26 protein-coding genes and 1 riboswitch are annotated in these 26,403 nt (G+C 59.7%); of the genes, 18 read left to right on the top strand and 8 right to left on the bottom strand.

Annotated features, from left to right (window positions below):
- Positions 1–293: 293 nt before the first annotated feature.
- Positions 294–1,295 (top strand): serine hydrolase domain-containing protein, encoded by a 1,002-nt coding sequence (locus ACUTJJ_RS04615; protein ID WP_445541468.1) that lies wholly within the window; start codon positions 294–296, stop codon positions 1,293–1,295.
- A 12-nt stretch (positions 1,296–1,307) separates the two neighbouring features.
- Here the strand turns inward: ACUTJJ_RS04615 and ACUTJJ_RS04610 are convergent, their stop codons facing one another.
- A complete protein-coding gene (locus ACUTJJ_RS04610) occupies positions 1,308–1,658 on the bottom strand; it encodes a lysozyme inhibitor LprI family protein (protein WP_296071696.1) in 351 nt (116 codons plus the stop codon).
- Positions 1,659–1,872: 214 nt separating this feature from the next.
- Here ACUTJJ_RS04610 and ACUTJJ_RS04605 point away from each other — a divergent pair, with 214 nt between their 5' ends.
- Complete coding sequence (locus ACUTJJ_RS04605) at positions 1,873–3,279, top strand: DegQ family serine endoprotease (protein WP_296071694.1); 1,407 nt, start codon at positions 1,873–1,875, stop codon at positions 3,277–3,279.
- On the top strand, positions 3,276–4,592 hold the full coding sequence (locus ACUTJJ_RS04600; protein ID WP_063948609.1) for a replication-associated recombination protein A: 1,317 nt from the start codon (positions 3,276–3,278) through the stop codon (positions 4,590–4,592). Before ACUTJJ_RS04605 ends, ACUTJJ_RS04600 begins: the two co-directional genes overlap by 4 nt.
- Before the next feature lie 112 nt (positions 4,593–4,704).
- Here ACUTJJ_RS04600 and ACUTJJ_RS04595 read toward each other — a convergent pair whose 3' ends face one another.
- Positions 4,705–5,016, bottom strand: coding sequence for a DUF1883 domain-containing protein (locus ACUTJJ_RS04595; protein WP_063948611.1), 312 nt, complete (start codon positions 5,014–5,016; stop codon positions 4,705–4,707).
- 238 nt (positions 5,017–5,254) lie between these two features.
- On the opposite strand from ACUTJJ_RS04595, the gene ACUTJJ_RS04590 reads away from it, so the two are divergent.
- The 10 genes from ACUTJJ_RS04590 to ACUTJJ_RS04545 all read left to right on the top strand — a co-directional run bounded on the left by ACUTJJ_RS04590 (position 5,255) and on the right by ACUTJJ_RS04545 (position 18,180).
- Positions 5,255–7,069 (top strand): methyl-accepting chemotaxis protein, encoded by a 1,815-nt coding sequence (locus ACUTJJ_RS04590; protein ID WP_445541444.1) that lies wholly within the window; start codon positions 5,255–5,257, stop codon positions 7,067–7,069.
- Positions 7,070–7,475: 406 nt separating this feature from the next.
- Positions 7,476–8,759: an extensin-like domain-containing protein gene (locus ACUTJJ_RS04585; RefSeq protein WP_445541443.1), complete on the top strand. Its 1,284-nt coding sequence runs from the start codon at positions 7,476–7,478 to the stop codon at positions 8,757–8,759.
- Between the two features lie 82 nt (positions 8,760–8,841).
- A complete protein-coding gene (locus tag ACUTJJ_RS04580; protein ID WP_445541442.1) occupies positions 8,842–9,795 on the top strand; it encodes a sugar-binding transcriptional regulator in 954 nt (317 codons plus the stop codon).
- A gap of 144 nt (positions 9,796–9,939) precedes the next feature.
- Positions 9,940–11,253: an ABC transporter substrate-binding protein gene (locus tag ACUTJJ_RS04575; protein ID WP_063948618.1), complete on the top strand. Its 1,314-nt coding sequence runs from the start codon at positions 9,940–9,942 to the stop codon at positions 11,251–11,253.
- Between the two features lie 242 nt (positions 11,254–11,495).
- The gene (locus ACUTJJ_RS04570; RefSeq protein ID WP_063948620.1) at positions 11,496–12,368 is read left to right on the top strand and encodes a carbohydrate ABC transporter permease; all 873 of its coding nucleotides are present in this window, start codon (positions 11,496–11,498) and stop codon (positions 12,366–12,368) included.
- A gap of 11 nt (positions 12,369–12,379) precedes the next feature.
- Positions 12,380–13,204 (top strand): carbohydrate ABC transporter permease, encoded by an 825-nt coding sequence (locus ACUTJJ_RS04565; protein WP_004445255.1) that lies wholly within the window; start codon positions 12,380–12,382, stop codon positions 13,202–13,204.
- 12 nt (positions 13,205–13,216) lie between these two features.
- Positions 13,217–14,215: an ABC transporter ATP-binding protein gene (locus tag ACUTJJ_RS04560; protein WP_063948622.1), complete on the top strand. Its 999-nt coding sequence runs from the start codon at positions 13,217–13,219 to the stop codon at positions 14,213–14,215.
- Between the two features lie 118 nt (positions 14,216–14,333).
- Positions 14,334–15,818: a mannitol dehydrogenase family protein gene (locus tag ACUTJJ_RS04555; protein WP_445541441.1), complete on the top strand. Its 1,485-nt coding sequence runs from the start codon at positions 14,334–14,336 to the stop codon at positions 15,816–15,818.
- Between the two features lie 7 nt (positions 15,819–15,825).
- Entirely contained in the window at positions 15,826–16,545 is a 720-nt protein-coding gene (locus ACUTJJ_RS04550) for an HAD family hydrolase (RefSeq protein ID WP_445541440.1), read from the top strand.
- A gap of 60 nt (positions 16,546–16,605) precedes the next feature.
- On the top strand, positions 16,606–18,180 hold the full coding sequence (locus ACUTJJ_RS04545) for an FGGY-family carbohydrate kinase (RefSeq protein ID WP_445541467.1): 1,575 nt from the start codon (positions 16,606–16,608) through the stop codon (positions 18,178–18,180).
- Between the two features lie 63 nt (positions 18,181–18,243).
- Here ACUTJJ_RS04545 and ACUTJJ_RS04540 read toward each other — a convergent pair whose 3' ends face one another.
- Complete coding sequence (locus ACUTJJ_RS04540; protein WP_144573928.1) at positions 18,244–19,077, bottom strand: MurR/RpiR family transcriptional regulator; 834 nt, start codon at positions 19,075–19,077, stop codon at positions 18,244–18,246.
- A 293-nt stretch (positions 19,078–19,370) separates the two neighbouring features.
- On the opposite strand from ACUTJJ_RS04540, the gene ACUTJJ_RS04535 reads away from it, so the two are divergent.
- Positions 19,371–20,108, top strand: a complete 738-nt coding sequence (locus ACUTJJ_RS04535; protein WP_445541439.1) for a sulfate transporter family protein — start codon at positions 19,371–19,373, stop codon at positions 20,106–20,108.
- Here the strand turns inward: ACUTJJ_RS04535 and nth are convergent.
- On the bottom strand, positions 20,070–20,852 hold the full coding sequence (nth, locus tag ACUTJJ_RS04530) for an endonuclease III (protein ID WP_445541438.1): 783 nt from the start codon (positions 20,850–20,852) through the stop codon (positions 20,070–20,072). The two genes, ACUTJJ_RS04535 and nth, sit on opposite strands and share 39 nt — an antisense overlap.
- Between nth and ACUTJJ_RS04525 the strand changes: the two genes are divergently transcribed.
- The 4 genes from ACUTJJ_RS04525 to ACUTJJ_RS04510 all read left to right on the top strand — a co-directional run bounded on the left by ACUTJJ_RS04525 (position 20,851) and on the right by ACUTJJ_RS04510 (position 24,122).
- Positions 20,851–21,372 carry a DUF2244 domain-containing protein gene (locus tag ACUTJJ_RS04525; protein WP_063948636.1) on the top strand — a complete coding sequence of 174 codons (522 nt, stop codon included), beginning with the start codon at positions 20,851–20,853 and terminating at the stop codon, positions 21,370–21,372. The two genes, nth and ACUTJJ_RS04525, sit on opposite strands and share 2 nt — an antisense overlap.
- Before the next feature lie 138 nt (positions 21,373–21,510).
- The gene (locus ACUTJJ_RS04520; RefSeq protein ID WP_063948638.1) at positions 21,511–22,332 is read left to right on the top strand and encodes a sulfite exporter TauE/SafE family protein; all 822 of its coding nucleotides are present in this window, start codon (positions 21,511–21,513) and stop codon (positions 22,330–22,332) included.
- Positions 22,333–22,437: 105 nt separating this feature from the next.
- A complete protein-coding gene (locus ACUTJJ_RS04515) occupies positions 22,438–23,364 on the top strand; it encodes an ABC transporter ATP-binding protein (RefSeq protein ID WP_445541466.1) in 927 nt (308 codons plus the stop codon).
- Positions 23,361–24,122, top strand: a complete 762-nt coding sequence (locus ACUTJJ_RS04510; RefSeq protein ID WP_063948640.1) for an ABC transporter permease — start codon at positions 23,361–23,363, stop codon at positions 24,120–24,122. Before ACUTJJ_RS04515 ends, ACUTJJ_RS04510 begins: the two co-directional genes overlap by 4 nt.
- A 79-nt stretch (positions 24,123–24,201) precedes the next feature.
- Here the strand turns inward: ACUTJJ_RS04510 and ribB are convergent, their stop codons facing one another.
- The 4 genes from ribB to ACUTJJ_RS04490 all read right to left on the bottom strand — a co-directional run.
- Positions 24,202–24,843, bottom strand: a complete 642-nt coding sequence (ribB, locus tag ACUTJJ_RS04505) for a 3,4-dihydroxy-2-butanone-4-phosphate synthase (protein WP_445541437.1) — start codon at positions 24,841–24,843, stop codon at positions 24,202–24,204.
- Between the two features lie 120 nt (positions 24,844–24,963).
- Positions 24,964–25,113, bottom strand: a riboswitch (FMN riboswitch).
- A gap of 151 nt (positions 25,114–25,264) precedes the next feature.
- Positions 25,265–25,972, bottom strand: a complete 708-nt coding sequence (locus ACUTJJ_RS04500) for a TIGR02281 family clan AA aspartic protease (protein ID WP_209087722.1) — start codon at positions 25,970–25,972, stop codon at positions 25,265–25,267.
- The gene (locus tag ACUTJJ_RS04495; RefSeq protein WP_445541436.1) at positions 25,969–26,160 is read right to left on the bottom strand and encodes a DUF1289 domain-containing protein; all 192 of its coding nucleotides are present in this window, start codon (positions 26,158–26,160) and stop codon (positions 25,969–25,971) included. The genes ACUTJJ_RS04500 and ACUTJJ_RS04495 overlap by 4 nt, the downstream gene beginning before the upstream one ends.
- 18 nt (positions 26,161–26,178) lie before the next feature.
- Positions 26,179–26,403, bottom strand: a 225-nt coding sequence (locus ACUTJJ_RS04490) for an adenosylcobinamide-GDP ribazoletransferase (protein ID WP_445541435.1), incomplete at its 5' end; no start/stop codon positions are given.

The following is a 26,403-nucleotide window of genomic DNA, read 5'->3' as shown; positions in this document are numbered from 1 at the left end:
CAATACTACGCGACGTGGATAGATCCTCAGGACAGGCCCGAGGATGACGTGGAGAGTGATGTGCGATCTGCCGCGCTGTGGTGCAGCTTTTTATTGTCTGAATTGAGTGCGAAGCCCAGCTCATAAACAGATTGAATTGCCTCACAGGGTGATTCTTCGACGGCCTTCAACGTTCTGTTTTTCCATCATTAATACGAAACGACTTGCAGCTTTTTCCTATCTCGTAGTCACATTGGAGTGATGTTCGGCCAGCGACCCTTTTCCAGAACGCAGCGATGACTACCTTCATCACCATGAAAAGACGAACCGCACTCGCCTTCATGGTGTCGCTACCTTTTGCCTCCATTGCCCGCGCGCAGACTGCCGGTGGTGCGGCTCGTTTCGAACCGTTGCTACGGAATGCGGACGCGCTTTCCAGTCTCAAGGCAGTCATCATCAGCATCGACGGCGAGGAGGTTGCAAGCAGCGCTTATCATGGCGCGGGTCTTAACGGCTCCACCAATATCAAATCGGCGTCAAAATCGATCATTTCGGCGCTGGTCGGAATGGCCATCGATCGCAAGATCATCGAGAGCGCGGACCAGCCGATCGCGACCATCCTGCGCAGCGATTTTCCGCAGAATCCCGATCCGCGGCTGGAGCGGATCACAATCGGCAATCTTTTGTCCATGCAATCCGGACTGGAGCGCATGTCGGGGCCGAATTACGGACGCTGGGTGGCAAGTCGAAACTGGGTTCGGATGGCGCTCGGCTCCGGTTTTGCCGGGGAGCCGGGTGGTGGCATGTTGTATTCCACGGCGTCCACGCATCTGCTCTCGGCGATCTTGACCAAGGCCTCCGGCCGCTCGACACTTGCCTTGGCGCGAGATTGGTTTCGTCCACTTGAGGGTTTTGCGATCGGTGGCTGGGAGCGTGATCCGCAGGGCATCTATCTCGGCGGAAACCAGATGGCGATGACCGCTCGCTCACTTCTGGCCTTTGGAGAACTGTACCGGCGCGGCGGCGTCACCCCGGAGGGGCAGCGGCTGATTTCCCAGGCGTGGATCGACCAGTCCTGGCAACAGCGCACCAACTCCGTCTTTAACGGAGATGGTTACGGATATTGCTGGTTCATCAAGGAGATGGGCGGAGAGAAGGTGTTTTACGCCTGGGGCTATGGCGGCCAGATGCTTTACATCGTTCCGTCCAGAAGGCTCTCAGTGGTCATGACCTCGCGCGAGGACGCGCCATCGGCAAGGACCGGATACCGGGACCAGCTACACGGGCTGATGACAGACATCATCCGTGCAGTCTGATCATCGCTGGTATCAGAGCGGCCGGTTGATGCTCTGGAAAGCCTCGCCAAGCTTATTCATTCGCTCGTCATAGGCGCTCGTCAAGCACGCCACATCCGCCGCACATTCCTGTCGTTTCTTCAGCCATTTGCTCTGCTCGTCACGCAACGTGTCGCGCGCACCCATGGCCATCAGCTGGGTGAGGATATCGAACGTAGTGGCCATCTTCACATCCAGATCGTTGAGGGCGCGATTGTCGCAGATGGCTTTTTCGTCGGCCGCCAGATCGGGTTTTGCGCAGTCGAAGCTTGCCGCGGCGGCGGGTGAGGAAAGAGAGGAGGCGAGGAGCAGGCCGCAGGCGAGGATAGGCTTTTTCAAATCCATGACGGGTCTCTTTGAGAAATTCGTGTTCGGAGGAAACCGGAAAGCCCGCTCACCGGTTCCATACCGCCGGAGCCGAGACACAGGAAAAAGCGCGGATTGCGAAAGTGTGGTCTTCTAAAAGATACCGTCGAAACGATAGCCATCATCTTGCCGCTCTTTGCTTTACAGGCTTTGGCGTTATAACTCCATCATACTGATGACGATGAGGAATCACATGCGAAGCGTGTTGAAGTATCTGTCTACCGGCTTTCTCGCCGCGCTTGTTCTCCTGCCCGGTGGCGCGGGCGCGCAGGACACGAAAACCGTGCCGGCAAGCCACACGGAAATGCAGCTCTCCTTCGCGCCGCTGGTGAAGCGCACGGCGGGTGCTGTGGTCAACGTCTATGCCGAGCGCGTCGTCCAGCGGCGTTTGTCGCCCTTTGCCGGCGATCCCTTCTTCGAGCAGTTCTTTGGCCAGCAGATGCCGAACCGCACAGAAAAGCAGTCGTCGCTGGGTTCGGGTGTGATTGTCAGCGCCGGCGGGCTGATCGTGACAAACAATCACGTCATCGATGGCGCCGACGACATCAAGGTGGCTCTGGCCGATGGACGCGAGTTTTCCTCAAAGGTGCTGCTGAAGGATGATCGGGTCGATCTGGCCGTGCTGCAGATTGACGCCAAGGAGCAGTTCCCGGTGCTGTCGCTCGGTAATTCCGACAGGATCGAAGTCGGTGATCTGGTGCTCGCCATCGGTAACCCTTTCGGTGTCGGCCAGACCGTTACGAGCGGTATTGTTTCCGGCCTTGCGCGTAATCAGGTGACGCAGGGTGATTTCGGCTTCTTCATTCAGACAGATGCGTCCATCAACCCCGGTAATTCCGGCGGTGCGCTGATGAACATGGCGGGTGAGCTGATCGGCATCAATACGGCGATATTCTCCAAGGGGGGTGGCTCGAACGGCATCGGTTTTGCCATTCCTGCCAATCTGGTGCGGGTGTTCGTGGCTGCCGCCGAAAGAGGCGATGCGAACTTCCAGCGGCCCTATATCGGCGCCACGTTCGATCCCGTGACTTCGGATGTCGCCGAGGCGCTTGGCTTGCACCGTGCCCGCGGCGCGCTCGTCGTCAGCGTCACCAAGGGCGGTCCGGCAGAAAAGGCGGGCATCGAGCCCGGTCAGGTGGTGACCGCCGTCAATGGCTTCGAGGTCGAGCACCCCGATGCGCTCGGTTATCGCCTGACGACTGCCGGCATCGGTAAATCCGCCGAACTGACTGTCGTGGAGAAGGGCAAGGAAAAGAAGCTGACGATTGCGCTGGACACAGCGCCGGAAACGGCGCCGAGGGACGAACGTCTGATCGAGGGGCGCAATCCTTTCGCCGGTGCGACCGTTGCCAATCTCTCGCCCAAGCTTGCGGATGAATTGCGCATGCCGTCGCAGGTAACGGGCGTCGTCATTACCGATGTCAAGCGTGGGTCGCCGGCCTATCGCGTCGGCTTCCAGCCCAAGGACGTCATCCTGTCGCTTAACGGCGCGGATATCGGATCGACCGCCGCCGTCGAAAAGGCGCTTGATGACAATCCCGGTTTCTGGCGCGTGGAAATCCTGCGTGACGGGCAGCGTATCCGGCAGTTCCTGCGATGAGCGATGACCTCTTCGCCCCGCAAGTGCCCGTGGAGGTCGCCAACCGGCGGCCTCTTGCCGATCGTCTGCGGCCGAAAACGCTGGCGGAGGTGAGCGGGCAAGAGCATCTGACGGGCGAAGAGGGCGTTCTGCGCCGGATGATCGACAGTGGATCGCTGGGCTCAATGATTTTCTGGGGACCGCCCGGCACTGGCAAGACCACGGTTGCCCGCCTGCTTTCCGGCGAAGCGGGCCTCGCTTTCGAGCAGATTTCCGCGATCTTCTCCGGTGTCGCCGATCTCAAGAAGGTATTCGAGGCGGCGCGCACGCGCCGCATGAACGGTCGCCAGACGCTGCTGTTCGTCGACGAAATCCACCGCTTCAATCGGGCGCAGCAGGACAGTTTTCTGCCCGTCATGGAAGACGGTACCATTATTCTCGTCGGCGCCACCACCGAAAATCCGTCGTTTGAGCTCAATGCCGCTCTTCTGTCGCGGGCGCGTGTGCTGACCTTCCGCTCGCATGACGAAGAGAGCCTCAGCGAGCTGTTGAAGCGTGCCGAGCAGGCGGAGGAGAAACAGCTTCCGCTGACGGAGGAGGCGCGCGCGAGCCTTATCCGCATGGCCGACGGCGACGGCCGCGCCGTACTGACGCTTGCCGAAGAGGTGTGGCGCGCGGCGCGCAAGGATGAGATTTTCGATACGGAAGGGCTGACACGCATCGTGCAGCGGCGTGCGCCGGTCTACGACAAGAGCCAGGACGGCCATTATAATCTGATCTCGGCGCTGCATAAGTCGGTGCGAGGGTCTGACCCGGATGCGGCGCTTTATTACCTCGCCCGGATGTTCGATGCAGGCGAAGACCCGCTCTACATCGGACGCCGGCTGGTACGCATGGCGGTCGAGGATATCGGTCTTGCCGATCCGCAGGCGCTTTCGATCTGCAATGCGGCCAAGGATGCCTATGACTATCTGGGCTCTCCGGAAGGGGAGCTGGCGCTCGCCCAGGCGTGCGTCTATCTCGCAACCGCGCCGAAATCCAACGCCGTCTACACCGCCTTCAAGGCGGCGATGCGCGCAGCGAAAGAAAACGGCTCATTGGTGCCGCCGAAACATATTCTGAACGCCCCTACAAAGCTCATGAAGGGTGAGGGTTATGGTGACGGCTACCGTTATGACCATGATGAGCCCGATGCTTTTTCAGGGCAGGATTACTTCCCCGAGAAGATGGGGCGCACGACATTTTATGATCCGCCGGATCGTGGATTCGAAAGGGAAATACGCAAGCGCCTCGACTGGTGGGCGAAGCTGCGCCGCGAGCGCTCGACGCGCTAGCGTTTGCGGCGCCCGGCCGGAAATCGTGCCTCGGGCGGTCTTGAGAAAGAGATTCAGGTCGCTGGTAAAATGATTCGTCAAATGGCCGTAAGTGACTGTTTCTAAACCGCGATCAGGATGCTTTTCGGTGCATCGCCTGCGGCTGTGCAGGCAGCATCTTGACCGAGGATTCCGCCAGAGCGCCATGGCCTTCGGCATCGATGATCAGATGCCAGTGCAATGTCTCTGGGATGGCGAGACGGATCGGGGATTTTTTCGCCACGCCGCCGAGATATTTGAAATCGAGCAGCTCGGTGAAGCGCTGAAAATTCGCACCCGTCATCAGGCGGACGTTATTGATCGCCGACAGGGATACTTCGATGACCGTGCCGGCTCGAAGCTCCTTCAGGTCATAATGTGTGTAGCGAAAATTGGGCCGGGCCATCGCGCGTCTCCCTGAACGTCATTTTGGTCAGCAAGGATAAGCCCCTACGATTAACGCTATCTTTAGATGCGGCCGGTCAGTCCGAAAATCCCTCCCTGACATTGCCCGCGAGACCCGCGACGAGACGCTTTCAGCCATAGGCGAATAATACGAACGTATAATATTCGCATTTAATAATAATCAATTTCTTGCCCCTAACATCGGCTGGTCGAATTGCTGTCATCGACTTGGGGGGAAGATGAAAAACGTCACAATATCCATGCGCCTTTACGCGCTTGTCGCCTTGTTTCTGGCGATACTGGCTGCCGCTCTCACATTCAGCCTGTTTGAAAGCTACCACGAGATGGAGCGGGAGCGGAAAGCCGGACTTGCGGCGATGAACGAGACCGCCGTTGCCATTCTCAAGCAATATTACCAGTTGGAGCAGGGCGGAAGCCTGACGCGGGAGGCGGCGCAACAACAGGCAAAGACAACGATTGCGGCCATGCGTTACGGCAATGGCAGCGGTTATTTCTGGATCAATGACATGCATCCGACCATGGTGATGCATCCGATCAAGCCTGAAATGAACGGAACCGACCTCACGGGCAACAAGGATCCGAATGGCAAGGCGCTGTTCGTTGAGTTCGTAAAAACGGTCAAAGCGGGCGGCCAGGGCTTTGTCGATTATTACTGGCCGAAGCCCGGCGCGCCGGACCCGGTCGAGAAATTCTCGCATGTGGCCGGTTTCGCCCCCTGGGGCTGGATTGTCGGCACCGGGGTTTATGTCGACGATCTTGAAGCCGTGTTCTGGCGCGACGCCTATTTCAACGGCGGGCTTTGCATCGCGGTTGGCCTCCTTGTGGTCGGTATTGCCGCCTTCGTGGTTCGCAGCGTTACCCGGCCCATCGATCTCATTCGCCAGAGCATGCGGCGGATCGCGGATGGCGATGGCGAGGCGGATATCCAGTTCGCCGACCGTCGTAATGAAATCGGCGCGATTGCGAAGACGCTGCTGGTGTTGCGCGACAGCGTCAATGAGCGCAGCGCCTTGCAAGCGCGCGAGGCAGACCAGCAGCGGGCGCTGGAGGCAGAGCGGCGCGGCAATGAATTGGTGCTGCGTTCCGCGTCCGACAGGCAGGCACATGCCATGGAGCAGCTCGGCAGCGCGCTCGAGGCGCTCGCCGATGGTGACCTGACCGTGTCTCTGACCGATATCGGAACGGATTACGAAAAGCTGCGGCTGGACTTCAACCGCGCCGTCGGCGCCCTGCATGGCGCGATCGAAGCGATTGCGAGAACCGGCCACGTCGTCAATGACAGCGCGTCCGATATCAGCGGCGCGACCGGCAATCTTTCACGCCGCACCGAGCAGCAGGCGGCAGCGCTGGAAGAGACGGCGGCAGCTCTCGACGAGATCACCGCCACCGTCCGTACCGCCTCCGGCCGGGCAAACGAGGCCCGGCAGATGGTGCAGGATACCAAGTCCAGCGCCGGTCGATCGGGCGAGATTGTGCGCAATGCCGTCGACGCGATGGGCCGTATCGAAGAGTCCTCGAAACGCATCGGGCAGATCATCTCGGTCATCGACGAAATTGCCTTTCAGACAAACCTGCTTGCGCTGAATGCGGGCGTCGAAGCAGCACGGGCAGGCGAGGCGGGCCGGGGTTTTGCGGTCGTGGCACAGGAGGTGCGTGAACTTGCGCAACGCTCTGCCAACGCAGCCAAGGAAATCAAAACGCTTATCAACCGCTCGGCGGAAGAAGTGGGCGGCGGCGTTGCACTGGTGCGCTCGACCGGTGATGCGCTGGAGGAAATTGTGGCTCTGGTGAACCGCGTGGAAGGCCACGTCAACTCCATCGCGACCGCTGCACGCGAACAGGCGACGGGGCTGCAGGAGATCAACACGTCCGTCAACCACATGGACCAGATGACCCAGCAGAACGCTGCCATGGTGGAAGAAACCACTGCGGCCAGCCAGACATTGGCAGAGGAAAGCCAGCAGTTGCGGGCGCTGCTCTCACGTTTTGAACTGGGACATGGCGCGCGGCGCGAGACCGCCCGGGCGGCGTGAGTTCAGGTGGTTTGAGTGACGTTGGAGGGCGCGGCCTGGCTGCGCCCTTTTTCGTTCAGGCTTGATATTAGACCTCTTTCCGGCATTCTCGCACGGCATTTCGCGCATTCCAGCGGCCTCTGTTTCGCCGAGTTTTTTCCGCCCGTCATGTCGGCCTTTAGCCGGTATGTGGCCATCCCCCGTCCTGGCTGAAAGCATTCTTGTCGGCGCGCAGACGCGAGTCGGATGGATTCCGGCGCATGGCCGGAATGACGGACGTTATCGGGTTGTGCCTTTTCGCTTTCCGGATACCTGAGAACTGCCCGGTTCGCTATTTCCCGGCGCCAATAAGGTTTCGTTTACCTCATTTCTTTAAAATTTATCCTGTATTGCCGCGATTGCGGCCGCTGAAGGTACAGGTTCTCGTATGGCGTATGTTTCCCTTCCGCGTCGTCTTGTGACGTTGCTGATGATTTCCACGGTCATGGTGTCATGCTCGGCGGAGGGTCTCGTACCCCCGGCTGAGGTTGATGGCACGACCCGTGTCAGCGCCATCAGGTCCTCGCGGCAACAGGGCTACAGTGCGCCCGCCGGTGCCGTCCACCAGGCCGCGCGCGTCCAACAACCAGACGACTACGCCGGCGCGGTTTCCCAGCCAATGCCCGAGGCCTATGCATCGCAGGATCCGCTGTTGCAATCGCCGCAGGGTGCGCAGGGTTATTCCACACTCGAATCGCAGCATCAGGCGCGCATGGCGGCCAGCGGCCATTCCGTCATGGCACCGCAGGCCATTCAGAACCAGCCCGATACACAGCAGCAATTGGCCAGCAACCAGATCGCCGAAGGCGAGGGTGGCGTGAACATGGATTCCATGCTGGGTGTCGAACCGGTGCGCGGCCTTGCCGAGGAACAGGATGCGGATATTGCCCAAGGCGCGTCCGCGCAGCCGGTTGTAGATGGGATCGGCACGGACAATCCGGGGGCGATTTCACCTGCCCGTCGGCAGCCGGCAGCGAGCCAGTCTCGCCTCATTCCGCCGCCACCGCCAGGGTCCTCCGGCCGGCGCCAGCCGGTCGAGGAAGTTGCCATGCTCATGCCCAACGATCCGATGGCGCGCGGCGGACCGCAAAGCAGCCGCATCATGCCGCCAGGTGTCATGCCATCCTCCGAGGTTGCCTGCCGCGCCGAGTTGCGTCGCCTCGGTGTCGCCTTCCGTGACGTTGCCCGCATTGCTGATGGCCCGACCTGCGGCATCGATTATCCGATTGAGCTCAGCGGCCTTGCGAGCGGCGTCGCCATCCGCCCGGCTGTGAAACTCAATTGTCAGGTGACGCTTGCCTTCGCCAAATGGGTCAAGTTCGAACTCGTGCCATCCTCGCGCTTCCGTTATCTGTCCGGTGTCGGCCGCATCACGCCGATGGGTGGATATTCGTGCCGCAAGATGAACTCGCGCTCCAGCAATCCGTGGTCTGAACATGCGCGCGGCAACGCCATCGACATCGGCACCATCACGCTGAAAAACGGCAAGGAAATCGATGTGCGCACCAAGAGTTTTTTCGCCTTTCGCGAAAAGGCCCTGCTGAAGGCGGTTCGCTCGGACAGCTGCAAGTATTTCTCGACCGTCCTCGGCCCCGGCAGCGACCCGAACCACTGGAACCACTTTCACTTCGACCTGCGCACGCGAAAGTCCGGCTACAGACATTGTGACTGAGGCGGAACCACGCTGCCCGTTTGACAGCCGCCGCAAAAAAATGCCAGCAAATGCGCAGAGGCAATTCACGAAGGGCAGCGGCATGGCCAGACGAAACGAAGCACAGGGACGGCTGGATGATGCGGCCCGCGCCGGCTGGCTTTATTACGTTGCCGGACGCACCCAGGACGAAATTGCTGCCGCCATGGGCATTTCACGCCAGTCCGCACAGCGGCTGGTGTCGCTGGCCGTTGCCGAGCGGCTGATCAAGGTCCGCCTCGACCACCCCATCGCCGCCTGTCTCGAAAAAGCAGAGCGCCTCAAGGACCGATTCAGCCTCAAATATATCGAGGTGGTGCCGAGCGACCCGGCCGGCGTGTCGTCCACCGTCGGAATTGCCGAGGCGGGTGCGGCGGAAATCGAACGCTGGCTGAAGAATGCCGATCCCATCGTGCTCGCCATCGGCACCGGCCGTACATTGAAGGCCGCCGTCGATCAGCTGCCGCCGATGGAATGTCCCCAACATCGCATCGTGTCGCTGACCGGCAATATCGGGCCGGATGGATCGGCCGCTTATTACAACGTCATCTTCAGTATGGCGGATGCCATCAAGGCCCGGCATTTTCCGATGCCGTTGCCGGTGCTCTGCTCGTCGGCCGAAGAGCGGGAGCTTTTGCACGACCAGTCCATGGTCCGCTCCACGCTGGCGCTTGGCGCGGCCGCCAATGTCACCTTCGTCGGTGTCGGTGAACTCGGCGAAAACGCGCCCCTTTGCGTTGATGGTTTCCTTGGTGTCGACGAGATGAGGGCCCTGATGGCGGGAGGCGCCGTGGGTGAAATCTGCGGCTGGATGTATGACGCCGACGGTCGCATTTTCGAGCACCCTGTCAACGAGCGTGTCGCCTCTGTTCCCATTCCTTCACGAGACACCTGCACCGTCATCGGCATGGCGCAGGGAGCCCGCAAACACGCTTCGATTCTGGCGGCGCTGAGGGGCGGTTTGCTGAACGGCCTCATCACCGACGAAGCGACAGCTGAATATTTGCTCACGCATTGAGCAAAAATTAGATAAGCAAAATCAGTGGCTTGGTTTTTTCATGTGCGTCGCAGCACAGGATGTCGCTTGACTTTTCTCACGCCAAAGTGAGTAAATGCCCCAGAGCAAAGCGAATGCTCATCATTTTTCTTCTGGGAGGAAGATATGACATTGAAGACCATTTTGCTGGGCGCATGCTCGGCACTCGCCTTTTCGACCCTTGCTTCCGCTGAAACGCTGACCATCGCGACCGTGAACAACGGCGACATGATCCGCATGCAGGGTCTGACCTCCGACTTCACCGCCAAGAACCCTGACATCAAGGTCGAATGGGTCACGCTCGAGGAAAACGTTCTCCGCGAGCGCGTGACGACCGATATCGCCACCAATGGCGGCCAATACGACATCATGACCATCGGTAACTACGAAGTTCCGATCTGGGCCAAGCAGGGCTGGTTACTGCCGCTCGAAAAGCTCGGCGACAAATATGACGTGGATGATATTCTGCCGGCGATCCGTGGCGGCCTTTCCGCTGACGGCAAGCTTTACGCAGCGCCATTCTATGGCGAATCCGCCATGATCATGTATCGCAAGGACCTGTTTGAAAAAGCCGGTCTGAAGATGCCCGATAACCCCACTTGGGAATTCATCGGCGATGCGGCCCGCAAGATCACGGATCGCAAGGCCGACATCAACGGCATCTGCCTGCGCGGCAAGGCCGGCTGGGGCGAAAACATGGCCTTCATCAGCGCACTCAACAATTCCTTTGGCGGTCGCTGGTTCGATGAAAACTGGAAGCCGCAGTTCGATCAGCCGGAATGGAAGAGCTCGCTGCAGTTCTACGTCGACCTGATGAAGGATGCCGGCCCGTCCGGTGCCTCCTCCAACGGCTTCAACGAGAACCTGACGCTGTTCCAGCAGGGCAAGTGCGGCATGTGGATCGATGCCACGGTGGCAGCCTCCTTCGTGTCCAACCCGAAGGATTCCACCGTTGCCGACAAGGTCGGTTATGCACTCTTCCCGACGCATGGCGAGTTGAAGAACCATGGCAACTGGCTGTGGTCCTGGAACCTGGCGATCCCGAAGAGCTCGCAGAAGGCGGAAGCCGCTGAAAAGTTCATTTCCTGGGCAACCAGCAAGGATTACACCGCACTCGTCGCTTCCAAGGAAGGCTGGGCAAACGTGCCTCCGGGCACCCGCACCTCGCTATACAAGAATGCCGACTATGAAAAGGCGGCCGCCTTCGCCAAGCCAACGCTTGCCGCCATGGATGCCGCCGACATCACCAAGCCGACTGTAAAGCCCGTGCCTTACACCGGCGGCCAGTTCGTGGCGATCCCTGAGTTCCAGGCGCTCGGCACCACGGTCGGTCAGCTGTTCTCGGCGGTCGTTGCCGGTCAGTCCAGCGTCGATGATGCGCTCGCCAGCGCCCAGTCGACTGCAACGCGCGAAATGACCCGCGCCGGTTACATCAAGTAATCCTCCCGACGTTCGCTGCCCGGTACGAGGCCGGGCAGCGAACACCCCGGCAAGTCCGGCGGCCGGCCTGGTCCGGCGTTTTCAATAAAAACAATGTGGTCTGGCAATCGCTGCGCAACATCCGCTGAAACAGGGTGTTGCGCGCCTTTTTCGACCCTTTCCCACCCTTGGGCGCTGCCCCTGGCCGCCTTTTGGCAGCGCGAACAATGCCCGGCCCTTTGGCCACTGATGGAGGGATGCATATGGCGACGCGAAACACGAGCGGGCTGGCCCGGCTGATGATGGCGCCTTCGGTGCTGCTGCTTCTGGTCTGGATGATCGTGCCCCTGGCGATGACCCTATGGTTCTCGTTTCAGAATTACAATCTTCTGAACCCGGCCAATGTCAGCTTTGCGGGCCTGTTCAATTACCAGTATTTCTACACCGATCCGGCCTTCTTCCAGTCCATCTGGAATACGCTTCTGATCGTCGGCGGCGTGCTTCTGATCACCGTCATCGGCGGTATTGCGATTGCGCTGCTGCTCGACAATGACATTTTCGGCCAGGGCATCGTGCGCATCATGATCATCTCGCCGTTTTTCGTCATGCCGCCGGTCGCAGCACTGGTGTGGAAGAACATGATCATGCATCCCGGTTACGGCGTGCTCGCCGATCTTTCGCGGTTCTTCGGTTTTCAGCCGGTCGACTGGTTCGCGCAGTACCCGCTGTTTTCGATCATCATTATCGTCGCCTGGCAATGGCTGCCCTTTGCGACCCTGATCCTGCTCACCGCGCTGCAATCACTCGATGGCGAGCAGAAGGAAGCCGCCGAGATGGATGGCGCCAACTTCGTCAACCGCTTCATCTATCTGACGCTGCCGCATCTTTCTCGCGCCATCACCGTCGTCATCCTCATCCAGACGATCTTCCTGCTCGGCGTCTACGCGGAAATCCTCGTCACAACCAATGGCGGCCCGGGTTATGCGTCCACCAACCTCGCCTTCCTCATCTATCGCACCGCGCTTCTGGGTTATGACGTCGGCGGGGCTTCGGCAGGCGGTATCATCGCCGTCATCCTCGCCAATATCGTCGCCATCTTCCTGATGCGCGCGGTCGGCAAGAACCTCGACCGTTAAGGAGACCGATCATGGCACGCAAGACAACCACTCGCGCAAAGATCGGCTTCTCCATCGCTGCTTGGATCGTCGCGCTCCTGCTGTTCTTTCCGATCCTCTACGCCTTTCTCACCTCGATCAAAACCGAGCCGGAGGCGATCGCCGGCTTCAGCCTCATTCCCTCGGGCACGCTTGAGAATTACGTGACGGTCCAGACCCAGCGCGATTACTTCAAGCCCTTCATGAACTCGGTCGTGCTGTCGCTCGGCTCGACGATCATCGCGCTGATCATCGCCATTCCCGCCGCCTGGGCCATGGCGTTTTCGCCGACCAAGCGCACCAAGGACATCTTGATGTGGATGCTTTCCACCAAGATGATGCCGGCGGTCGCCGTGCTGGTGCCGATCTACCTGATCTTCCGCAATGCCGGCCTGCTCGATACCCGCATCGGGCTCACCATCATGCTCACCTTCATCAACCTGCCGATCGTCATCTGGATGCTCTACACCTATTTCCGGGAAATCCCGGGCGAAATCCTGGAAGCCGCGCGCATGGATGGCGCGTCGTTGTGGAACGAGATCGTGCATGTGCTGACGCCAATGGCGGTGCCCGGCATTGCCTCGACGCTGCTCCTCAACGTCATTCTTGCCTGGAACGAATCCTTCTGGACCATCCGGCTGACGACCACCAATGCAGCGCCGCTGACGGCCTTCATTGCCTCCTTCTCCTCGCCGCAGGGGCTGTTCTGGGCAAAACTCTCGGCCGCCTCGATGATGGCGATCGCCCCCATTCTCGTCATTGGCTGGTTCTCGCAGAAGCAACTCGTGCGCGGCCTGACCTTCGGCGCCGTGAAATAAGGAACGACAAACATGGGCAGCATTTCCCTTCAGAACGTGTCCAAGGTCTTCGGTGAGGCAAAAGTCATCCCGTCGATCGATCTCGATATCCACGATGGCGAATTCGTCGTCTTTGTCGGCCCGTCGGGTTGCGGCAAGTCCACGCTTCTGCGCCTGATCGCCGGGCTCGAAGACGTCTCCGGCGGCAAGATCGTCATCGACGGCAAGGATGTGACCGAGCGCGCGCCCGCCGAGCGCGGTCTTGCCATGGTGTTCCAGTCCTATGCGCTTTATCCGCATATGAGTGTGAGAAACAACATCGCCTTTCCGCTGAAGATGGCCAAGCTCGACAAGGCGGTCATTGACAAGAAGGTGGAGGATGCGGCCCGCGTGCTGAACCTCACCGATTATCTCGAACGCCGGCCTTCGCAGCTCTCGGGTGGCCAGCGCCAGCGCGTGGCGATTGGCCGCGCCATTGTGCGTGAACCTTCTGCCTTCCTGTTTGATGAGCCGCTTTCCAACCTCGATGCGGCGCTGCGCGGCACCATGCGGCTGGAAATCTCCGAGCTGCACAACACGCTGAAGACGACGATGATCTACGTCACCCACGACCAGGTGGAGGCCATGACCATGGCCGACAAGATCGTCGTCCTGAACCGTGGCAACATCGAGCAGGTCGGCTCCCCGATGGAGCTTTACCGTTCGCCTGCCAACCTCTTCGTCGCCGGCTTCATCGGCTCGCCGCGTATGAATCTCATCACCGGAGACTATGCCCGCGGCAAAGGCGCCACCACCGCCGGGGTGCGGCCGGAACATCTGCTCCTGTCCAAGGAAAGCGGGCTGTGGCAGGGCAAGGTCACGGTCGCCGAACATCTCGGCTCCGACACTTTTCTGCATATCGATGTCCCAGGCATCGGCCCGATTACCGCCCGCGCGGACGGCGAATTTGCCTGCAAGCACGGCGACACTGTCTTCATCACGCCCGACGATACCAAAATCCACAGATTCGATGACAAGGGCAAAGCAATCTAGGCGGGGCTGGCCCTAACGACGCAGCGGCTCGCCATTCGGTGGCGGCCGTTTGCAGACAGTCCGAATGCCCGCGACAGGGCGATTGGCAAGACCACCGTTTCCCTTCGAGGATCATGACATGACATGCAAACTTTCACTCGCAACGCTTGACGAAGCAAAGAAGACGGCGGCGGTTCCGTCCTACAGCCGGGACGATCTTTCTGCCGGCATCGTGCATTTCGGCGTTGGCAATTTCCACCGCGCGCATCAGGCGGTTTACCTCGACGACCTGTTCAACACCGGCACGGACCATGACTTCGCCATCATCGGCGCAGGCGTCCTGCCGTCCGATGCCGTCATGCGCGAAAAACTTGCCGCACAGGATTTCCTGACGACCGTTGTCGAGCAGGACAATAACCGCACCGGCGCGCGCGTAACCGGGCCGATGATCGACATTCTGCCGGTCGGCGACACCGGTGCTATCGTCGATACGCTTGCCGATCCGAAGATCCGTATCGTTTCGATGACGATTACCGAAGGTGGCTATTTCATCGATGCCTCCGGCTCCTTTAACCCGCAGCACCCTGCCATAGCCGAAGACGGCAGGAACCCGACGTCGCCGAAAACCGTGTTTGGCCTCATCGTCGCCGGTCTGAAGGCGCGGCGGGAGAAGGGTGTGCAGCCCTTTACCGTCATGTCCTGCGATAACATCCCCCACAATGGCAAGGTGACCAAAAATGCTGTGGTCGGGCTGGCGGCGCTGTCCGATCCGGCCTTCGCCAACTGGATCGGTGAGAACGTCGCTTTCCCGAATTCCATGGTCGACCGCATCACGCCCGCTACCGGTGATCGCGAACGCAACATCGCCCGCGACGACTTCAACATCGACGACAACTGGCCGGTCTTCTGTGAAGAGTTCAAGCAATGGGTGATGGAGGACAACTTCCCGGCTGGCCGCCCGGCTCTCGAGAAGGCGGGCGTGCAGTTCGTGTCCGATGTCGCGCCCTATGAGCACATGAAAATCCGCATTCTGAATGGCGGCCATGCGGCAATCGCCTATCCTGCGGCGCTGCTCGACATTCATTTCGTCCATGAAGCGATGGAGCATCCGCTGACCCGCGCATTTCTGGCGAAGCTCGAAAAGGAAGAGATCATCCCGGTCATTCCGCCGGTGCCGGATACGGACCTCAATGAGTATTTCGCGCTGATCGAGCGGCGCTTTCTCAATCCCAAGATTGGCGACACCATTCCGCGTCTGGCGCAGGACGGTTCCAACCGCCAGCCGAAATTCATCCTTCCCTCGACCGCAGATCGTCTTCAGCGCGGAGAGGATATTGTCGGTCTTTCTTTGGTTTCGGCACTGTGGTGCCGCTATTTTCACGGCACGTCCGATAGCGGTAAGGAGATCGTGTTCAACGATGCCAGTGCCGAACGACTGCAGGCCGCGGCCATCAAGGCCAAGGATGACCCGATGGCATTCCTCGCGCTTGATGACATCTTTGGCGCTGTTGCCGAATCGGCGCTTTTCCGTAAACGCTTCGCCCACGCGCTGAAAACGCTGTGGCAAGAGGGCACGGTAAAAACCCTTAAGCTTTATCTGGATGACAAGCTGGCTGAAGAGTGACTGGATAATGGAAGGCGAGACTGAGCCACTGTTGATTTTCGATTGTGACGGCGTTCTCGTCGACAGCGAGCCGGTCTCCATTTCCGTTCTTCTGGATATGCTTTCCCATCTCGGTGTGACAATGGGGGAGGAGGAGGCCTACGAGCGCTTTCTTGGCCGCAGCGTCGCAAGCATGACAAGGACGTTGTTCGAAGACTATGGTGTCGAGACGGACATCGATTTTCTCGAGCACATGCGCGCGACATTGTTCGAGCGCTTCATGAACGAGTTGCAGCCCATCGACGGCGTTGCCGAAACACTGGACAGCCTCACCGCGATCAGACGTTGCGTTGCATCGTCCAGTCAGCCCGAGCGAATCCGTTATTCCCTCGGGCTGACAGGGCTCATCGAGAAGTTCGAGCCTTACGTCTTCAGCGCCACCATGGTGAAGAACGGCAAGCCGGCCCCCGATCTCTTCCTACATGCGGCCCAGGCAATGCAGGCCGATCCTCATCACTGCATCGTCATCGAAGACAGTCCGGCTGGGATAGCCGCCGCAAAGGCTGCCGGCATGGGGGTTTTTGCCTTTACCGGCGGCTCGCACGCCCGCTTTCCCGCATTCCGCGAAAAGATCGCCGGGCTCGGAGCCGATGCCGTGTTTGACGCGATGCCGGATTTGGTCCAACTTGTGGACAGCTACGTGGGGAGGGGCGGTCTTGGCAGGCGGATGGAACGTGATAGAGGCTGATTTCAGTCAGGTCGTCTGCCGCCGTCGGATCATCGCGCAAGGGATGGAATTGCAATCTTGATGCGTCAAAATCTCGTCGCTGTCGATGTCGGTACGGCGAGCGCCCGTGCCGGGATTTTTGATGCAAGCGGCCGGCTGCTTGCGCGGGCCACGCATCCCATCATCATGCAGCGGCCGCGTGAAAATCACGCCGAACACGATTCCGGTGATATCTGGAATGCAGTCTGCACCGCGGTGAAAGCCGCACTCGCCGACGCCGGCATTCTGCCGCAGAGCATCGGTGCGATCGGCTTTGACGCCACCTGTTCACTCGTCATTCGCGATCACGAGGGGGAACCTGTCTCCGTTTCCGTTACCGGTGAAGACCGGTTCGATACGATCGTCTGGCTCGATCACCGCGCGATAAAGGAGGCGGACCGCCTGACGGGTTCAGGTCACCGGGTGCTGGATTTTGCCGGTAACAGCGTCTCGCCGGAGATGCAGATGCCAAAGCTGATGTGGCTGAAGAACCATCTGCCGGAAAGCTGGGCACGCATGTCTTTCGCCTTTGATCTTGCGGATTTCCTGACATGGAAGGCCACCGGCTCAGCGCGGCGATCAAACTGCACGCAGACCGCGAAGTGGAATTTTCTGGCGCAGGAAAATCCGGGCTGGCAGGCGGACTACCTGGCTATCGCCGGATTGGAAGATTTGAAGGCGCGGGCAGGGCTGCCCGAAACGACCGTCATGCCCGGCGGATCCATCGGTCCGCTCTCGGCCCAGGCTGCCGGGGAACTCGGTCTCGATACCGGCTGCCAGGTGGCGGCGGGCATGATCGATGCCTATGCCGGCGCTCTCGGGGCGCTTGGCGGATGCCTTTCCGACGACGTCGGGAAACATGTGGCGTTGATCGCGGGAACGTCGAGCTGTCTCGTTGCCATGTCCGAGCAGCCGATGCCGGGCCATAGTCTCTGGGGACCCTACTGGCAGGCGGTGCTGCCCGGCCACTGGCTGGTGGAGGGCGGACAGTCGGCGACGGGGGCGCTGCTCGATCACATCGTGCGCATGCATGCAGCGGGTGGTGAGCCAGATACGGCTCTGCACGCCCGGATCGTCGCACGCGTCACTGAATTGCGCGCGATTGAGGGAGCATCCTTCGCCGAGCGTCTGCATGTGTTGCCGGATTTCCACGGCAACCGTTCGCCTCATGCTGACCCGCATGCGGTGGGCGTGATCAGCGGCCTCACTCTCGATACGTCTTTCGACAGCCTTTGCCGCCTCTACTGGCGTACCGCCGTGGCGATTGCGCTTGGGGCCCGCCATGTGCTCGATGCCATGCAGTGTTTCGGCTATGCCGTGGAAACGCTCCATGTTACTGGCGGGCATGTGAAAAACCCGCTGTTGATGGAGCTTTATGCCGACGTGACGGGCAAGCGGATCGTCGTTCCCGCCACCGCCGACGCTGTGCTTCTGGGCACAGCCATGACGGCTGCGACAGCCGGCGGCGTGCATCAAAGCCTCGCGCATGCCGGCGCCGCCATGTATCCGGGCCATGAAGAGATTTCGGGCAATCCTGCGCTCGCTCCCGCTTACGAGCGGGACTACCAGCGTTTTCTCGCCATGTATCGACATCGCCAGGAACTGGAGAGCCTGTGATTTTTTTATTGAAACAGTAGGCCGGTTGGGTGCCGCTCGATCCTGGCTGCCGGCAAATCGCAATCAGCCGCGGAGCGAGCGTTTCAGAGCGGCAACGTTTTTTGTCCGCGCCCTGCCGGCGTCATCGGCACCGGCGCCAAGCGCGCAGAGCGTGAATTCCAGCAGCGAGACGAGTTGCAGCAGGCCCTGACTGCCATTCTGCGTCTGCGGCATGGCAAGACAGAGATCGACGCTTTCCGGGCCCCACTCATAGAAACGGGTGGTGATCAGCAATGTCCTGTAACCGCTCTTGCGCGCCATTGCCGCCAGGCGTTGCAGCGGCGCGAGGTTGCCGCCGCAATCCGTGATCACGAGCAGCGTCCTGGCGGGGTCGAAATCCCAGAGCGCGACATAGGTCGCGCTGTCGGTGCCGAGGTAATGCGTGTGGCCCCGGCTTTCCAGCAGCCTGCCGTAGAAATGCCGCCCGGCCTCCAGACCTTCGGGTGATGTTGCGAGAAAAACATCCGTGGCTTCGGCAATTTCAGTCATGGCAATATGCCAGATCGACTGCGTCGTCATGTCGAAGGACGTCTGGATGGCCTGAATCTGTTGGGACAATAGCTGTGAAAATGGGTTGGCGTGACGGTCGCCGGCGTCGGTCGGGAAGGGCCTGTCCGCGATGGCTGCTTCTTCAGCGTGGCGTAAATCGGCGCGGATATCGCTGAATTGCCGGTATCCCAGCGACCGTAGAAACCGGCCGACCGTCATCGGGCTGAGGCCAAGTTTAGCAGCAAGCGTCTGCGCCGTCTCGAAGGGCAATTCGTCGAGATGTTCAATCAGATATTTGGCAATCTTACGTTCTGAGGGCGTACCGGCCTTCATCGCGCGCGTAAGGTTCAACAGCAGCTTTTCCACCAACGCCTCATTCTTGTATCTTTATTGAACGATGATGCTTGTGCGCGCAGACGGGCGTGCTAACCGCGCTTTGGGGTAGCGACTGCTTGTCCTGGCTTCTCCTCCGTCGAATTCCCCAGTGCGAATTTTAATAGATGGTTTATTATATTTTAGGGATATCTTTTATTCAAGGGAAATTCCATCGCCGGTTTAAATCCGCAAAAGTCGTTGTAACGACTGTCTTGCAGGGTTTGCAGTCACCTCCTATCTCCGATGTGAAAGAGATACCAAACCGTGGGCGTATCGAGGAGTTTCTGATGATTTTTGATGCGGCGCGGCTTGCCTTCCAAAATCTCTTTGCCGCAGAGACGCGGTCCGTGTTCTGGAAGGTGCTGGGGCTGACGCTTCTCGTGCTTGCGGCCCTGTGGTTTGCGATCCGTTCGATCTTTATCTACTTCGCCCTTCCGTGGATCGACACGCTCATACCCGGCGTGCCGGATTGGGCGGGCTGGCTGACATTCGTTTTCGCCATATTTGCAGGCATAGGCCTCGCATTGGCGCTGGCTCTGCTCATCTCGCCGGTCACCGCCGTCATTGCCGGTCTGTTTCTCGATGACGTTGCCGAAGTTGTGGAGAAAAGGAGCTATCCCAACGATCCCCCGGGCACCGCGATGCCAATGGGCGAGGCGGTGGTGTCGTCGGTCAAGTTTTTCGGCGTTGTGATCGCCGGCAACCTGATCGCGCTTTTCCTCTTGCTTGTACCGGGCATCAACCTGATCGCGTTTTTTCTGGTGAACGGTTATCTGCTCGGCCGGGAATTTTTCGAATTCGCGGCGATGCGGTTTCGCTCACCCGCGGAGGCGCGGCTGTTCCGGGTGAAGCATCGCGCCACCGTGTTCATGGCGGGACTGGTGATCGCTGCTTTTCTCGCTGTCCCGTTTCTCAACCTGCTGACGCCGCTTTTTGCCGCCTCAATGATGGTGCATCTGCATAAGGCTGCCAGCCGCCGAGATCCTTTATTCGCCGCTGGCCGCACCGAACAGCTGCGCGGGTAATTCCACGAGAGGCGCTGGAATATCAAATGTCTTTTCCGGCGATTTGCAGATGTCGGCAATTACGCAGCGTTCGCATTCCGGCTTGCGCGCCTTGCAACAATAGCGCCCATGCAGGATCAGCCAGTGATGGGCGTGGAAGAGATACTGCTCGGGGATGATGCGGATGAGCCGGTCTTCGACCTCGTCAGGGGTTTTGCCCGGCGCAAGACAGAGCCGGTTTGCGATCCGGAAGACGTGGGTATCGACCGCAAGCGTGGGTATGCCGAAGGCCATGGACAGGACCACGTTGGCGGTCTTGCGGCCAACGCCCGGCAGCGTCACCAGTTCGTCGCGGGTTTTCGGCACGTCGCCGCCAAAATTGTCGATCAGCATCTGCGACAGCGCAATGACGTTTTTTGCCTTGTTGCGATAAAGGCCGATGGTCTTGATGTAACCGATCAGTTGTTCCTCGCCCAGCGCCAGCATTTTTTCCGGCGTGTCTGCCACCTGGAACAGCGCGCGTGTGGCACGGTTTACGCCGACATCGGTCGCCTGGGCGGAGAGCGCAACGGCGACCAGCAGGGTGAAGGGATTGGTGTGTTCCAGTTCGCCCTTCGGTTCGGGCCGTTGAATGGAGAAGCGGCGGAAGATTTCCGTCAGCTCATCCTTCGAATAGGCTGTCTTCACCAGCGCGGGCTTGCGCCGCGGCGACGGATTTGACTTTTTCAATGTTTGGGTGCTGGATCGTGTCTTGGCGATTGTCATGGACTATCTATATCCAGCCCGCCCAGAGGAACGCAACGTGGATACGCTCAACGACCAGCCGATTTTCGCGGCGGAACTCGTTCCGCACCGTTCGCTTGGCCGAAGGGGTTTTCGCCTGCTGCTCCTCTTTTCCGGGCTCGCCTGCCTTGTCTATGGCGGCTTTTTTTTCGCGACGGGGGCCTGGCCCATCGGCCTCTTCTTCGGGTTCGATTTCCTGCTGCTTTACGTGGCTTTTCGCGCGAACTACCGGGCCGCAAAGGCGCGCGAGGAAGTCAGTGTCTCGCGGACCAGCCTCTCCATTCGCAAGTTCTCTCCCGCCGGACGCATGGTGGAGCACCGCTTCAATCCCTTCTGGGCCCGCTTCCGGGTCAGGCGACATGATGAAATCGGTATCGTTTCGATGCACGTGACCGGTGAGGGCAGGGCAACCGATATCGGCTCCTTCCTCAATCCCGACGATCGTGAGAGCTTCGCGAAGGCGTTCGGCTCGGCGCTCGCAACCGTCAGGCGTCGGATGTGAGACCAATCGTCCGAGAGCGCGAGGATTAGCGGCGAAAGACACGCGCAGCGTACCGCGCGGCGGCGAAGCGGCTTGCTGCCCGTTCCTGATGCGCTAAGAGTGGCACCCGTTGCGACAACGGCCTTCCGGAGCCATTCCATGCCCCCTGTTTCTGAGATTATCGTGTTTGCAGCGGCGCTTGCGGCAGCGGGTGTTGTCGCCGGTCTTCTGGCCGGGTTGTTCGGCATCGGTGGTGGCGCGGTTCTGGTGCCGGTGTTCTACCATGTCTTCGGATTATTGGATGTGCCCGAGGCGGTGCGCATGCATCTTTCGCTTGGAACATCGCTCGCCATCATCGTTCCGACGTCCATCCGTTCTTTTCTGACCCATCGACAGAAAGGCGCCGTTGATATCGACCTTCTGAAGGGCTGGATCATCGCCGTGCCGCTTGGCACCATCCTCGCATCCGTGGTTGCCGCTTATGCCTCCAGCGTGGCGCTGCGGCTGATATTTGCGTTTATCGCCCTCCTGCTCGCCTTCCGTATGATTTTCAACCGGGCGAGCTGGCATCTCGGCTCCGACCTGCCGCGCAACCCGGGGCGCTTTCTGGTGGGCACCGGTATCGGCCTCTTCTCCGGCCTGATGGGCGTGGGCGGCGGCGTGATGAACAACACCTTCATGACGCTTTACGGACGGAGCATCCATCAGGCTGTCGCAACGTCATCCGGCGTCGGCGTGCTGATTTCGTTACCGGGTCTTGCCGGTTATATCTGGGCGGGATGGGGGGACGCGGGCCTGCCGCCATTCTCGACCGGCTTCATCAACTGGATCGCCGTCATCCTGCTGATCCCGATCACGCTGCTCGTTGCGCCCTATGGTGCCAGGCTGGCGCATGCGCTCAGCAAGAAGCAGCTGGAGCGCGCCTTCGGGCTGTTTCTGGTTGTTGTCGCCGCGCAGTTTTTCTATAGCGTCTTCGGCTGATTTTTCGCCTGGGCCGAACGCTGTGTTCAGCCCATCGGGCTGGCTTTTGCAACTTCTGCGGCCTATATGGCGTTCATCTTGCTCGGTTTTTCGAAAGAGTTCGCCATGAATGCCATTGTCTCCATCCGGAATCTGACAAAATCCTACGCCAATGGCTTTCAGGCGCTGAAGGGCGTCAGTCTGGATATCCGGGAGGGTGAAATCCTGGCGCTTCTCGGCCCGAACGGGGCTGGCAAGACGACGCTGATTTCGATTGTCTGCGGTCTCGTCAATCCCGGCGAAGGCTCCGTCATGGTCGGCGGGCATGATGTGGTGAAGGACTTCCGCCAGACCCGCGCGCTGATCGGCCTCGTGCCGCAGGAGCTTACCACGGACCAGTTCGAGACGGTGTGGAATACTGTCAGCTTCTCGCGCGGTCTGCATGGGCAGAAGAAGAACCCGGAACTCATCGAGCGTATCCTCAAATCCCTGTCCCTCTGGAACAAGAAAGACAACATGCTGCGCGAGCTTTCCGGCGGCATGAAGCGACGGGTGTTGATTGCCAAGGCGCTTGCCCATGAGCCCAAGGTTCTCTTCCTCGACGAACCCACCGCTGGCGTTGACGTGGCGTTGCGCCGCGACATGTGGAATGTCGTTTCGGAGCTGCGCGCCAGAGGCGTCACCATCATTTTGACGACGCATTACATTGAGGAGGCGGAAGAAATCGCCGATCGTGTGGGTGTCATCAATGGCGGCGAACTGCTGCTTGTGGAGGAAAAGGCGGCGCTGATGAAAAAGCTGGGGCGAAAACAGCTTTTCCTCGAGCTTTCGCAGCCGATCGATGCCTTGCCGGAGAGCCTCGCGCCGTTTGGCCTCATGCTTTCAGGAGATGGCACAACGATCACGTACGAAATCGAGGACAATGGCGAGCAGGGACGCATCGCCGATGTCCTCGGTGCCCTGTTCGCTGCCAACATCCATTTCAAGGATATCTCGACGCGGCAAAGCTCGCTTGAGGATATTTTTGTTTCGCTGGTCGGAGGCCAGAAATGAATTTCGAAGCCGTCAAGTCCATCTATCTGTTCGAAATGGCGCGTACGCGCCGCACGCTGTTGCAAAGCGTGGTGTCGCCAGTCATTTCGACCTCCCTCTATTTCATCGTCTTCGGAACCGCGATCGGGTCGCGGATTCAGGAGGTTGGCGGCGTTTCCTATGGCGCGTTCATAACGCCCGGCCTCATCATGCTGACGCTTCTGACGCAATGTATCGGCAACGGCTCCTTCGGCATCTATTTCCCGAAGTTCACCGGCACGATCTATGAAATTCTCTCGGCACCTGTCGCAATGACGGAAATACTCGCCGGTTATGTCGGCGCGGCGGCGACAAAGGGGCTGATGATCGGCACGATCATCCTGATCACAGCCTCGTTCTTCGTCGATATCAGCATCGCCCATCCGTTCATGATGATCCTGTTTTTCGTGCTGACGGCGGTCAGTTTCAGCCTGTTCGGCTTCATCATCGGCATCTGGGCGTCGAATTTCGAACAGCTGAACCTCATTCCCATGCTGGTCGTTCCGCCGCTGACCTTTCTCGGCGGCAGCTTCTATTCGATCGACATGTTGCCGCCGTTCTGGCAAACGGTCAGCCACTTCAACCCCGTGCTTTACCTGATCAGCGGTTTCCGCTGGAGCTTTTATGAGATCGCCGACGTCAACCCGGTGATCAGCCTGGCGATGATCACGCTGTTTCTGGCAGTATGCCTCGGGATTGTGGGCTGGATGTTCAAGACCGGATACCGGCTGCGCAACTGATCCGGGCTATATCTCTGGAAACGATGACGCCCGGTTTTACCGGGCGTTTTTTGATCGGGGAAAATGGGCAGGGTCGCGCTTATGCAACCTGCTTTTGCGCCACTTCTTCAAAGACCTCGACTTCCAGATAGGACACGAGGTCCTTTATCGTCACGATCAACAGGCCATGGCGTTCGGCAAAGACTTCAAGCTGCGGCAGGCGGGCCATGGTGCCATCGTCATTGGCGATTTCGCAAATGGTGCCGGAAGGGAATTTGCCGGCGAGACGGCAAAGATCAACGGCCGCTTCCGTGTGGCCGGTACGGCCGAGAACGCCCTTCGGGTTGGCGCGCAGCGGAAAGATGTGGCCTGGGCGTGCGAAATCTTCCGCGCGCGAGCCTTCCGAAACGAGCGCTCGCACGGTCTTTGCGCGGTCGGCTGCGGAGATACCTGTCGTCGTGCCGGGAATATAATCCACCGAAACGGTGAAGGCCGTCTTCAGCGATTCCGTGTTGCGCGACACCATCAAGGGAATATCGAGTGCATCGAGACGTTCGCCCGGCATGGCGACGCAGATCAGGCCACGCGCATGGTTCATCATGAAGGCGACTTGTTGCGGGGTAATGCTGTCTGAAGCGACAATGATATCGCCCTCATTCTCGCGGTCTTCATCATCGACAACAATCACCATCTCGCCACGGGAAATAGCGTCGATTGCGTCTTCAATCTTAGCAATGGTCATTTTCTTTCAAGCCTTTCAAGGGTTATGCCGTTTTGCGGCATTTTCGCGCTTCGGAAAGCGCCAAATATCCCTTGGGCGAACAATGCAATGCGAAGCCCGCGCACGCGCGAACGTCTTATGCCTTGTCCTCTTCCATCCGGACTATACCGTCGGCTCCGGCCTCTCACCGGATCTGCTGACCTCCCGGCTTTGGAGACCGGAAGCGCTCGCGGGCTCCGGGAAAATCCCGATACCGCCGGTGGGGAATTGCACCCCGCCCTGAGAACAATCTCAACTTAGATTATCAGACGGGGCAAAATCAAGGGGGCAACGTTTCGCAACAATTTGCCTGCGCGAAACGGACAACCCGATTGCTGCGTAAACCGGGTATTTGATTCTGTGGATGCTAATGTGCCGGGTTTGAGGCGGAGGAGGGTGCCGCTTAGCGATCACGCAACCGCAATTCATCCGTCTGCATCTGCAACGAACCGAGCGTGGACAGGAAGCTCATGCCGAGCAGGCTCTGGCCCAATTGACCGTCCTGCGCCACAAGGGCTGGAATGTTGCGCCTGACGATTGGGCCGATGGCGATTTCCGTGAGTGTCACAGGAGCGGCGGCCGTGCGTCCGTTTGCCGTCATGACCGGCACGGTATATCGCAGACCCGTCGTATCGATGCCGACAGCGGTTGCGTCGTCATTGGCGAGCACGACGGAGCTCGCGCCGGTATCGACCAGCATGTGGATCGATTTTCCCTCGACATTCACATTCGCCTCGAAATGGCCGCTCATCGATTTGTGCAGCACGATTTCCTGCTCGCCGCCTGGTGTCGTCACCACTACGGCGCGGCCTGGCATCAGACCGCCGAGCAGCCGGTCACCGAAGGATTGCAGGTCGAAGCGGTAGAGATAGACCGAAACAAGCCCGAGTATGATGACCAGCCAGACGGCGAGCTGTCGGATGACGGTGCCGAGGCTGCCGCGCCTGCCGGCCAGAATGCCCGCTGACAATAGGCCGGCAATCGGCAGAAGGTAGAGAACATGCGCGAACCGGTCATTGTCGATGCCAAGCGTTCGGCCACCATCGTGATTGATGAGAAGGAGCCCAAGGCCAACGGCGAGCAGAAGGAGAACGATGGTCAGCCTGTTCATGCGGTCTGTGTCTCCCTGGCGGTCTCTGGCAGATTGCTCAGTCTTTGCGGCAGCCGCCGCATGATGTCGCGGCGAATCTCGTCGCTATAGCCTGCCCAGCCGCCGATTTCTTCCAGCGTGCGGCCGCAGCCGATGCAGAGGCTGTTGGTTCGCTCAAGTTGGCAGATGTGGATGCAGGGTGTTTCCATGGGCTCTATATCAATCGGTCAGGCCGCGAGGGCAAGGGCGACAAGGGTCACGATCTCCGTGATCTGCTGGCAGGCGCCGATCGTATCGCCGGTATGGCCGCCGATCCTGCTATCGCAGAGCCTGCCAAACAGCATCGTTGCCAGGCATGCTGCTGCGAGCACCAGCACGATCGAGGCGGCTGGCAGGGCGTGCAGCGTAAAGAGGAGGAAGAGCAGCACACCGATTGCCAGCGCGATGTTGCG

The organism is Agrobacterium sp. DKPNP3 (assembly GCF_052686535.1).
This window is presented reverse-complemented; position numbering and strand designations above follow the sequence as displayed.